The following is a 10,903-nucleotide window of genomic DNA, read 5'->3' as shown; positions in this document are numbered from 1 at the left end:
ATTTGACTACTCTTGACTTGGAAACAAGCAAAAGCATCAGATTGCGGTGTGTGAAGACGAAATGAACCGAAAGTTCGAATCTCACAAAACACCGAAAGCTGTCACATACCCAATTTGCTGAAGCGAGACCATCTGGTCACGACTCAGTACCCGAATTTCTTGACGACCATAGAGCATTGGAACCACCTGATCCCATCCCGAACTCAGTAGTGAAACGATGCATCGCCGATGGTAGTGTGGGGTTTCCCCATGTGAGAGTAGGTCATCGTCAAGATTAAATTCCGAAACCCCAATTGCGAAAGCAGTTGGGGTTTTGTTTTGGGCGGTCGAAAAGGCGCGCGTAAAAACTAACCCGCAACTCTGCCGCTACCCACCTCAATTACCCTTCGGTCAATTCAATACAAAGTGTTTCGTCATATTTGGTATGGTGCAGCAGCTTTTCCCAGGGACCGACTTTTCTACCGCAGGATGCGGCATCGCCCTTATTCAACGAGATGCTGTAGAAATGCCCGAAGCCATACCGATCAAAGACCACGAAAAAGAGCACCGTCTGGTCAACAAGCGCCTGCTGGCCTGCGCAATACTGGTGCTTGGCATCACCTGCGCCCTGGTCGCCCGCATGTATTTCCTGCAAGTGGTGGAGTTCGACTATCACTCCACCATCTCCGAAAACAACCGTGTCCATGTTCTGCCCATCACTCCGACTCGCGGCTTGATCTATGACCGTAACGGTGTGGTCCTGGCCGATAACCGTCCCAGTTACAACCTGACCATCACCCGCGAACGGGCTACTGACCTGAAAGGGGAGCTGGACTCGATTATCGCTCTGCTGCACCTGCCAGCCGAAGACCGCGCCGTCTTCGACAAGGCCCTGAAGCAAGCGCGCCACCCGTTCGTGCCCGTGACGTTGTTCTATGAGCTGACTGAAGAGCAGATTGCCATACTGGCCGTCAACGAATTCCGCCTGCCCGGCGTGGAGGTCGAGCCGCAATTCGTGCGGCACTACCCACTGGGTGCACATTTTGCGCATTCCATTGGTTACGTGGGGCGCATCAACGAGAAAGAGTCCAAGGAGCTGGATTCGGTCGAGTACCGTGGCACGCAGTCGATTGGTAAAACCGGCATCGAGCGCTTCTATGAGTCGCAGTTGCACGGCCATGTGGGTTATGAAGAGGTCGAGACCAATGCCCAGGGCCGAGTCCTGCGGGTGCTCAAGCATACCGACCCGGTCCCCGGCAAAAACATCGTCCTGAGCCTGGATATCAAGCTCCAGGAAGCCGCCGAAGAAGCCCTGGGTGATCGTCGCGGTTCAGTCGTGGCCCTCGACCCGCAAACCGGCGAAGTCCTGGCGATGGTCAGCAAACCCAGCTTCGATCCCAACTCGTTCGTCACCGGCATCAGTTTCAAGGAGTATGCCGCGTTGCATGATTCCCTCGATCGCCCCTTGTTCAACCGGGTGCTGCGCGGTTTGTATGCGCCGGGCTCGACGATCAAGCCGGAAGTGGCTATCGCCGGTCTCGACAGCGGCGTGGTCACCGCCCAGACCCGGGTCTTCGACCCCGGCTACTACCAACTGCCGGACTTTGATCACAAATACCGCAACTGGAACCACAGTGGTGATGGCTGGGTAGATATGGACGCCGCCATCATGCGTTCCAACGACACCTACTTCTACGACCTGGCCCACAAGCTGGGGATCGATCGCCTGCACGACTACATGGCCGAATTCGGTCTCGGGCAGAAAGTCTCCCTGGATATGTTCGAAGAATCCGCCGGCCTGATGCCGTCCCAGGCCTGGAAGCGTGCAACCCGTCGCCAGCCCTGGTTCCCGGGTGAAACCGTGATTCTCGGCATTGGCCAAGGCTACATGCAGGTCACTCCGTTGCAACTGGCCCAGGCCACGGCGCTGATCGCCAACAAGGGCGTGTGGAATCGCCCGCACTTGGCTAAAACCATCGACGGCGTGCCGCCAGCGGACGAAAACCCTATGCCCAATATCGTCCTCAAGAACCCGCGCGACTGGGATCAGGTCAACCACGGCATGCAAATGGTGATGCACGACCCGCGCGGGATTGCCCGGGCGTCGGCCGCCGGTGCGCAGTACCGGATCGCGGGCAAGAGTGGTACCGCGCAGGTGGTGGCAATCAAGCAGGGCGAGCGCTACAACCGCCTGAAGACCCGCGAGCGCAACCGCGACAACGCATTGTTCGTCGGTTTCGCCCCGGCCGAGCACCCCAGGATCGTGATTTCAGTGATGATTGAAAACGGCGAGGCGGGCGGCCGCGTGGCAGGCCCGGTGGTGCGCCAGATCATGGATGCCTGGTTGCTCGATCAACAAGGCCACCTGAAACCGCAGTACGCCACGCCGGCCAAGACATCGGGCGACCCTCGTGTCTAACGCCAGTATCGTCAAGCTGTCTTGGGCGAGGTTTCGCTGGGTAGATAAGCAATTGCATTTAGCCGCAGTCTGCGCAGATAATGAGATGAATTATCATTAACGTGCTTGGCTGCCCGCGTGTCTACTCCTACCGATCCCAAGGTCCTTCTGGCAACGCTTTATGACGACAACCATCGCTGGTTGCGCGCCTGGTTGTATCGTCAGCTCAAGTGCCCGCAAGATGCGGCGGACCTGACCCAGGACACGTTTATCCGCATTCTGGACGCGCGCCAGCTCCATCAACTCGATGAGCCCCGCGCGTTTCTCAGTACCGTGGCGCGCCGCTTGTTGTTCAGCTTCTGGCGGCGCAAGCGGTTGGAGCAGACCTACCTCGACAGCCTGGCGCAGTTGCCGCACGCCTATACCCCTTCGGAAGAAGACCTGGCCCTGGTGCGCGAAGCGTTGGAAAGCATCGACCGCCTGCTCAACGGCCTACCGCCGTGTGTCCGGCAAATCTTTATGCTCAATCGCCTCGAAGGCTTGTCGCAGCCCGTCATCGCCCAGCAGTTGAGCGTGTCGCTGGCCACGGTAGAGCGCGATCTGCGCCGGGCTTTCCTGCATTGCCTGGCCGAGTCGGCGGACCTGACATGAGTTACCCCAAGGTGGACGCCACCACTCGCGCCGCCGTGGATTGGCTGCTACGCCTTGAGGCTGGGGATGACGACCCTGTGCTGCGCCAAGCCTTCGAAACCTGGCTGCGGGCCAACCCCCAGCACACCGTTGCCTGGCAGCGTGTGGGCAGTTTGCTGCAGCAGCCGATTGCTGATTTGCAGCGCGTCGAAGCCCGCAGTCCCGGCCAATTGCGCGCCGTTACCCAGGCCCTGGCGACGCCGGATTCCGAATCGCGGCGCAAGGTGTTGCGCGGTGGCCTGGCCCTGGTGTTGTTCGGTGTCAGCGGTGCGGCGATCTTTGATCGCGCCCAGCCGCTCAATGGCCTGTGGGCCGACCGCCACACCGCCACCGGTGAGCGCAAGACTTTCGCTTTGGCCGATGGCAGCCGCCTGAGTCTCAATGCCCGCAGTTCGGTGGACATCCACTTCAGTGACAGCCGTCGCCTGGTGCGCCTGCGTGAGGGCCAAGTGTTCGTGGACGTCGCCGCCGACCCGCGCCGGCCGTTTGTGATCGCCACCGCCCAGGGCGAAGTCCAGGCCCTGGGCACGCAATTCATGGTGCGCCAGGAGGCCACCGGCAGCCTGACCTCGGTGCAATTGCACAGCGTCCAGGTCACCACGCTCGGCGGCAGCCAGCGCCGTGTAGAGGCGGGGGAGGCCGCGTGGTTCAGCGATGTCGATGTGCGCCCGGTACCGCTCTCGGTACGCAGCCGCACGGACTGGCGCGACGGTCGCGTGGATATCCGTGATGAGCCCCTGGGCCTGCTGATCGACGCCCTGCGGCCGTATCGCCGGGGCGTGCTGCGGGTCAGTGAGCAAGCCGCAAAAGTACGCGTCTATGGCGTGTACCCACTGGATGATCCGGAGCAAACCCTGGAGTCGCTGGCCCAGACCTTCCCTCTGCGCATCAGTCACTACGGCCCCTGGTTGACCCTGATTGACGTGCGCTGAGCAGCCAATGGGAATTATTTTCACTCAGCGTGAGGGGGTCGCCGATCTCGCGAGTCAAGGTTAGGGAACGCCAACCTGACAATGAGCATCCTCACCCTATGGCACCCTCGATGATCCGTCCCTGCCTGTTGACCCTGGCCGTAACCCTGGCTGTAGTCGGCCACCCCGTGGCCGCCCTGGCCGATACGGCCGCCAGCACCCAGCAATATTTCAATCTGCCCGCTGCAGCCCTCGGCGATAGCCTGAGCCGGCTGTCGCGGGAAAGCGGACGCACGCTGTCGGTCAGCCCGGCCTTGCTGCAAGGCCGCCGCGCGCCGGCGTTGCAGGGCCAATACAGCCCCGAACAGGCTGCGCAACACTTGCTGACCGGCAGCGGCCTGGGCCTGACCGTCACCGACAATGGCACCTGGAGCCTGTACCTGCTGCCCGAAGGCGGCGCCTTGAACCTTGGCGCCACCACCGTCACCGGCCTGGTCGCGGAAGATGCCTGGGGCCAGGTGGATGGCTATGTGGCCACTCGCAGCGCCACGGCCACCAAGACCGATACACCGATCCTGGAGATCCCGCAGACCGTCAACGTGGTCACCGCCGACCAGGTCAAGGTCCAGGGCGCACGCAACCTGACCCAGTCCCTGCGCTACACCCCAGGCGTCGACACCAACGGCTACACCGATCGCAACACCATCGCCGACGAGCTGACCAGCCGTGGCTTCGCGCCCACCTTGTTGTATCTCGATGGCGCTTATCTGCCTTACGCCGGCAGCCTCGGTGGTGCGCCACAGATCGATCCCTACACCCTGGAACGCATTGAAGTGCTCAAGGGCCCGGCCTCAGTGCTGTTTGGGCAGAACCAGCCGGGCGGCATGATCAATCTGGTGTCCAAGCGGCCCACCACTGAAGCCCGGCACCAGGTCAAGTTTGGCGTGGGCAGTTACGACCGGGTCAATGGCGCCCTCGATTTCAGCGGCCCCCTCGATGAGGCAAAAACCTTGAGCTACCGTCTGATCGGCCTGGTCCGCGACGGTAACGAGATGGTCGACCATGCCACCGACAGCCGCACCTTGCTGGCCCCCAGCCTGACCTGGGCGCCCACGGATGACACTGCCCTGACGATCTATGCGCAGATCCAACGTGACAAATCCCTGGCCGACTACCAGGCGTTGCCGGCCATCGGCACCCTGTACCGCAACTCCAAAGGCCAGCATATCGACCGCGATACCTTCCTCGGCGACTCCGACTGGAACAACTATATTCGCGATCAGTATGTGCTGGGCTATGACTTCTCCCATGCCTTCAACGACAACCTGGAATACCACCAGACCGCGCGATTTACCGACGTCAACGACCGCTACAAAGGTTTTTACCTGAACCGTTTCGTCGAACTGCCCGATGGCAGCACCGACGACACCCGCGCCAGCCGCACCAAGCTCGACTGGCGCCAACACAACAGCGCCTACACCCTCGATAACAACCTGGAGGCCAAGTTCGCCACCGGTGCCCTGGAACACACCTTGCTGGTGGGCTTCGATCACCGCGAGTTCACCCGTAAATATCAGGGCTACAACCTTTACGGCGCAGAAATCATCGACCTCTACCAGCCGTCCAACTACCACACCTTTGGCCAGCCGCAACTGACCACCAAGTGGAACAACACGGTCAAGCAGACCGGCCTCTATGCCCAGGACCAGATCAAGTTCGACCGTTTCATCCTCACCATGGGCCTGCGTGAAGACTGGGCCGAAGTGATCAATCGCGACCTGCTGGACCACAGCACGGTGTCGCAGAAAGACAAGCAGCTCACGCGTCGCGTCGGCCTGACTTACCTCACCGACTTCGGCCTGGCGCCCTACGTCAGTTATGCCGAGTCGTTTCTGCCCAGCGTCGGCCGGCTGGCCCCGGCGCGTGGCGGCGGCGCCTATAAACCGGTGGAGGGCGAGCAGTATGAGGCAGGCCTCAAATACCAGCCCAACGACCAGTCGCTGCTGACCTTGTCGGTGTTCCAGATCAAACAGAAAAACGTCCTGACCGGCGATCTGATCTATCGCGAATACCAGTTGCAGGAGGGCGAAGTGCGCTCGCGGGGCGTGGAATTTGAAGGCAAGGCCCGGTTTGGCCAGGTGGAGTTGATCAGTGCGCTGTCGTACCTGGACGCGATCTATACCAAGAGCAACTACGGCGACGAGGGCAACCGCAGCGAGGCGCAGGCGCCGTGGAGCGCCAGTGCCTGGGCCGACTACCACTTTGCCAGCGATGCCCTGGCCGGCCTGACCGTAGGCGGTGGTGCGCGGTATACCGGGAAGAAGTACGGCGACTCGGCCAACACATTCAAGACCCCGTCGTTCGTGGTCTTTGACGCCACCGTCAGCTACGACCTGAGCCGCGTCAGCCCCACATTCAAGGGGGCCGAAGCCAGCCTCAACGTGCAGAACCTGTTTGACCGCGAGTACGTCTCGTCCTGCAACTACTCCTTTGGCTGCTATTACGGCCAGGAGCGCACCGCGTCCCTGGCCGTGTCCTACGATTGGTGAGCTACTTGATCACCACCGGATTCACCGGCGCGCCGCTGCCACCGACAATCTTCAACGGCGCGGCGGTGTAGAGGAACTTCCACTGGCCGTCGTCGGCACAATCGGCGGCCAGATCCTCCAGCAGCACGATCTCGGTAAAGGCGATGCCGAGGTTGCGCATCAGCGCGCAATGCAATGGAATCTGCACCCCCGACACCGGATCGGTGATCACCTCATTGGCGATGGTGTCGGTCACCAGGTTGGGGATTTCCATGGCGTGGAACCACTCCACCAGTTCCCGGCTGTAGGTCAGGCCAGGCTCCACCAGGTCCTTGAAGAACTCGGTTTTGCCATACTCGTAGAACGCGCCCATGGAGCCGGTACGGATGATCAGGATGTCGCGTTTTTCGATGGTCACCCCCTGGGCCTTGGCGGCGGCCAGCAAGTCCAGGTGGTTGAAGGTTTCGCCACGGCCCAGGTATTTCTTGCCGCGATGGCGGGCCATGTCGATCAACACCGCACGCCCGACCACGCCGCGCTCGGCAATCGCCAGCACACTGGCCTTGGCCATGCCGCCGACGGTGCTCATGGCGTCGTAGCCGTTCCACAGTTGATTGTCGTACCAGGCATGCCCGAGGGCGTCGTACTGGGTCGAGCCTTGCAACTGCATGAAGATCACATCGTCGCAATACGCCGCGCCGCCGGTCATTTCGGGTTGCTTGCCGAAGTGATAGTGGCTGTGATCCAGGGTATTGAAGCGCATCGACGGGTTGCGCGCCGGCCACATCGGGTCACCGCCCGGATGGCCGATCTGCACTTGCAGGGTGAAGGTCTTGCCCTGGCGCACCGAAGCGACACCGCGCAGTACTTCGGCTTCGGTCAGGTAGTTGAGGGCGCCGACTTCATCGTCCGGTCCCCATTTGCCCCAGTTCTTGGGCAGGCCTTCGAGTAATTGCCTGGTGTTCGGTTCGTTCTTGTTATGTAAGTCACACATATCGACTCCGATCCCTTTGGTCGTTGAGTTACACGCAGCGCCCACCGTCGACTTCAAGGCAGGTGCCGGTGATAAAGGCCGCTTCGTCCGAGGCCAGGTACAGGCAGGCATTGGCCACGTCTTGCGGGGTGGAAAAACGTCCCAGGGGGATGGTCGCCATGAACTTCTGGCGGTTTTCCGGGGTGTCCGGCACGCCCATGAACTCACTGAGCAACGCGGTTGCGCCGACCACCGGGTTCACGCAATTGACGCGGATATTGTCCGGCCCCAGCTCCGCCGCCATGGTTTTGCTCATGACCACCACCGCACCCTTGCTGCCGTTATACCAGACCAGTCCCGGGCGCGGGCGGATCGCTGCGGTCGAGGCAATATTGACGAACACGCCGCCGCCCTGGCCGCGAAAATGCGGCACAAAATGCCTGGCGCTGAGGAAGATGCTTTTGACATTGACCGCGAACACCCGGTCGAACTCGGCCTCGTCCACTTCCAGCATCGGCCGGTTGCGGTGGGTGGTGCCTGCGTTGTTGATGACGATATCCAGAGCGCCGAATTGCTCCAGGGTGGCGCGCAGCAGCGCGCCCACGCTTTCGTCGTTGGCCACATTGACCTCAACGAAATGGGCATGGCCGCCGCTGGCGGCGATCTCATTGACCACCCGCTGGCCGCCGGTGGCGTTCATGTCGGCGACGATAACCCGCGCACCCTGTTGGGCAAAGGTCTTGGCGATGCCTTCACCAAACCCGGAGCCGGCGCCGGTGACGATGGCAACTTTGTTTGCTAGACGCATGGAGTGTGCTCCTTTCTTGTTGTTGTAATGGCTTAGCCGTGTTTGATCGCAATGGTCTTCAAGGTGGTAAAGCCCAGCAGGGCCTCGAAGCCTTTTTCCCGGCCATAACCGCTGGCCTTGACGCCGCCGAAGGGCAGTTCAACCCCGCCGCCGGCCCCGTAGTTATTGATGAATACCTGGCCGCAGCGCAGCTTGCGCGCCAGGCGCATCTGCCGGGCACCGTCGCGGGTCCACACGCCGGCGACCAGGCCGAATTCGGTGCCGTTGGCCAGGCGGATGGCCTCGGCTTCATCGTCAAAGGGCATCACGGCCAACACCGGGCCGAAGACTTCCTCCCGGGCCAGGCGGCTGTCGGGCGGCACATCGCGAAACAGCACTGCTTCCTGGAAGTAGCCGCCACTGCCGGCTTCGGCCACCACCTGGCCGCGGGCGGCTACGGTGATCCCGGCCTGTTCGGCCTCGCGCACGAACTCACGCACCTGGCGTTGCTGCTTCTGGTTGATCAGCGGGCCCATATCCAGGTCCAGCGCCGAAGGCCCGGTGCGCAGTTCGCGAAAGCGCTGGCTGAGTTGCTCCACCAGGGCCTCATAGATGCTGCGTTCCACCAACAACCGGCTGCCCGCCGAACAGGTCTGCCCGCAGTTCTGCACAATGGCGTTGACCAGCACCGGCAAGGCTTCGTCCAGGTCGGCATCGGCGAATACCAGTTGCGGCGATTTCCCGCCCAGCTCCAGGGTCACCGGGCAGTGCCGCTCAGCAGCGGCCTTGGACACCGCCGTGCCGGTCGTGGTGGAACCGGTAAACGAAATGTGATCAATCCCCGGATGGCTGCACAACGCCGCGCCGGCCTCGTAGCCGTAGCCAGTCACCACATTGATCGCGCCGGCCGGGAAGCCCACCTCGGCGGCAATCTGCGCCAGGCGCAGCAACGACAGGCTGGCATCCTCCGCCGGCTTGACCACACAGGCATTGCCTGCCGCCAGGGACGCACCGACGCTGCGCCCGAAGATCTGCATCGGGTAGTTCCACGGGATGATATGCCCGGTGACCCCATGGGGCTCGCGCACCGTCAGCACCGTGTAGCCGTTTTGATAGGGCAGGGTCTCGCCGTGCAACTTGTCGGCCGCGCCGGCGTAATACTCGAAGTAACGGGCGAGGGCGGTGGCATCGGCCCGTGCCACTTTCAGCGCCTTGCCAGTGTCCCGCGCCTCGATCTGCGCCAGCTCTTCGTGATGCGCTAACACCGCTGCGCCCAGCCTGGCCAGCAGGCGGCTACGCTCCAGTGCCGACAACGAGCCCCATGGCCCGTCGAAGGTCTCACCCACGGCCAGGCGCGCGGCGCTGACGGCGGCGTCGATATCGGCAGCGGTGCCACGGGCGATGCTGGAGTAGGTTTCGCCACTGCTGGGGTCGATCACCGGGATGTCTTCCAGGGATGTCGAGGCTTGCCATTGGTTGGCGATGTAATGTGCGTTGATCATGTTCAGCTCCTGTTCCCGGCGATGCATTCGGCGATGGCCACGCCCACTTCAATCGTACTGGCGCTGCCGCCCATTTCCCGGGTGCGCGGGCCTTGCGCAAGCACCGTCTCGATGGCTGAGACAATGGCTGCTGCGGCCTCTTGGTAAAGCGGGTCGCCATTGCCCAGATGCTCGATCATCAATGCGGCCGACCAGATCTGTCCGATGGGGTTGGCCACGCCCAGCCCGGCAATGTCCGGTGCCGAACCGTGTACCGGCTCGAACAGCGACGGGTAGCGCCGCTCGGGGTTGAGGTTGGCCGACGGCGCAATGCCGATGGTGCCGGTGCAGGCCGGGCCGAGGTCGGAGAGGATGTCGCCAAACAGGTTGGAGGCCACCACCACGTCAAACCAGTCCGGGTGCTGCACAAAGTGTGCGCAGAGGATGTCGATGTGAAATTTGGCGGTCTTGACGTCTGGGTAGCGCTGGGCGATCAGGTTCACCCGCTCGTCCCAGAACGGCATGGTGATGGAGATACCGTTGGATTTGGTGGCGGCCACCAGGTGCTTGCGCGGTCGCTGCTGGGCCAGCTTGAAGGCATAGTCCACCACCCGGTCCACGCCTTCGCGGGAGAAGATCGACTCCTGTACCGCGATCTCACGCGGCGTGCCTTCCCACATCCGCCCGCCGACGCTGGAGTATTCGCCCTCGGTGTTTTCGCGCACCACGATAAAGTCGATATCCCCCGGCACACGGCCGGCGAGCGGGCAGGGCACGCCGGGCATCAGGCGCACCGGGCGAATGTTGACGTACTGGTCGAACTGCCGGCGGATCTTCAGCAGCGACTCCCACACCGCCGTATGGTCGGCGATGATGTCCGGGGCGCCCACGGCGCCGAAGAAGATCGCGTCATGGCTACCGATCTGCTCGGCCCAATCATCCGGCATCATGGTGCCGTGGGCCAGGTAGTGTTCGCTGCACCAGGCAAAGTGATCGAACTCAAAGGCAATGCCGAAGCGCCGACTGACCGCCTGCAGTACGCGCAGGCCTTCGGGCACTACCTCGCGGCCGATACCGTCGCCGGGAATCACGGCAATCCGATGGGGGGTACTGGTCGTGGAATTGGACACGCCGTGTCTCCTGTTCTTGTTGTTGT

General features: G+C 62.3%; 8 protein-coding genes and 1 rRNA gene. 5 read left to right on the top strand and 4 right to left on the bottom strand.

The features are described from left to right. Positions 1–158 precede the first annotated feature (158 nt). The 5 genes from rrf to HBO24_RS27000 all read left to right on the top strand — a co-directional run bounded on the left by rrf (position 159) and on the right by HBO24_RS27000 (position 6,527). A 5S ribosomal RNA gene (gene rrf / locus HBO24_RS27020) occupies positions 159–274 on the top strand. 231 nt (positions 275–505) lie between these two features. Then, on the top strand, positions 506–2,398 hold the full coding sequence (gene mrdA, locus HBO24_RS27015) for a penicillin-binding protein 2 (protein ID WP_128593927.1): 1,893 nt from the start codon (positions 506–508) through the stop codon (positions 2,396–2,398). Between the two features lie 117 nt (positions 2,399–2,515). Next, positions 2,516–3,028, top strand: coding sequence for a sigma-70 family RNA polymerase sigma factor (locus HBO24_RS27010; RefSeq protein WP_170060702.1), 513 nt, complete (start codon positions 2,516–2,518; stop codon positions 3,026–3,028). After that, positions 3,025–3,999 carry a FecR family protein gene (locus HBO24_RS27005; protein ID WP_057959047.1) on the top strand — a complete coding sequence of 325 codons (975 nt, stop codon included), beginning with the start codon at positions 3,025–3,027 and terminating at the stop codon, positions 3,997–3,999. Before HBO24_RS27010 ends, HBO24_RS27005 begins: the two co-directional genes overlap by 4 nt. Before the next feature lie 98 nt (positions 4,000–4,097). Beyond that, positions 4,098–6,527: a TonB-dependent siderophore receptor gene (locus HBO24_RS27000; RefSeq protein ID WP_170060701.1), complete on the top strand. Its 2,430-nt coding sequence runs from the start codon at positions 4,098–4,100 to the stop codon at positions 6,525–6,527. A 1-nt stretch (position 6,528) separates the two neighbouring features. On the opposite strand, the gene HBO24_RS26995 is transcribed toward HBO24_RS27000, so the two are convergent. From HBO24_RS26995 to HBO24_RS26980, 4 genes are read right to left on the bottom strand one after another with little or no spacing between them, the layout of a single operon-like run. Beyond that, positions 6,529–7,500: a cyclase family protein gene (locus HBO24_RS26995; protein WP_057439132.1), complete on the bottom strand. Its 972-nt coding sequence runs from the start codon at positions 7,498–7,500 to the stop codon at positions 6,529–6,531. A gap of 28 nt (positions 7,501–7,528) precedes the next feature. Next, entirely contained in the window at positions 7,529–8,287 is a 759-nt protein-coding gene (locus tag HBO24_RS26990; RefSeq protein ID WP_057439131.1) for an SDR family oxidoreductase, read from the bottom strand. 32 nt (positions 8,288–8,319) lie between these two features. Next, positions 8,320–9,768, bottom strand: a complete 1,449-nt coding sequence (locus tag HBO24_RS26985) for an aldehyde dehydrogenase family protein (protein WP_170060700.1) — start codon at positions 9,766–9,768, stop codon at positions 8,320–8,322. Positions 9,769–9,770: 2 nt separating this feature from the next. Further along, entirely contained in the window at positions 9,771–10,877 is a 1,107-nt protein-coding gene (locus HBO24_RS26980) for a tartrate dehydrogenase (RefSeq protein WP_120732453.1), read from the bottom strand. Positions 10,878–10,903: the final 26 nt, after the last annotated feature.

Origin of the sequence: Pseudomonas sp. WS 5410, assembly GCF_012985645.1 — a bacterium.
GTDB classification, from domain to species: Bacteria; Pseudomonadota; Gammaproteobacteria; order Pseudomonadales; family Pseudomonadaceae; genus Aquipseudomonas; species Aquipseudomonas shahriarae.
This window is presented reverse-complemented; position numbering and strand designations above follow the sequence as displayed.